The organism is Paenalicyclobacillus cellulosilyticus (assembly GCF_014647315.1).
Classification (GTDB): Bacteria; Bacillota; Bacilli; order Alicyclobacillales; family Alicyclobacillaceae; genus Alicyclobacillus_J; species Alicyclobacillus_J cellulosilyticus.
This window is the reverse complement of the sequence record NZ_BMOY01000138.1, coordinates 1-240: the sequence shown is the minus strand read 5'-3', so window position 1 is coordinate 240 and position 240 is coordinate 1. Positions and strand designations below refer to the sequence as shown.

The following is a 240-nucleotide window of genomic DNA, read 5'->3' as shown; positions in this document are numbered from 1 at the left end:
CTGCGTTTAATGACGATACGTTCCCGTCGATTGCTGGTTTCGCTGGCCCCATTAACTGGCGAGTTATCCTCGTATCGCGCATGGATAGCCCAAATTGATCGTTATTTTAATCCTTTTTTGCTGCATTTGGCCTGGATTTTTTTTACTCCAAGACTACTGGTCAATTTAACGATGACATTGAAACACGTTATTCCTGGTTTTTGGATGAGTGAAAAGGAAAAAACCTTAGGTTGGCAAGTA

General features: G+C 41.7%; 1 protein-coding gene. It reads left to right on the top strand.

The annotated features are described in order from the left end of the window. The coding region (locus IEX97_RS13785) for a hypothetical protein (protein ID WP_229776940.1) at window positions 1-240 on the top strand (240 nt) is incomplete at both ends.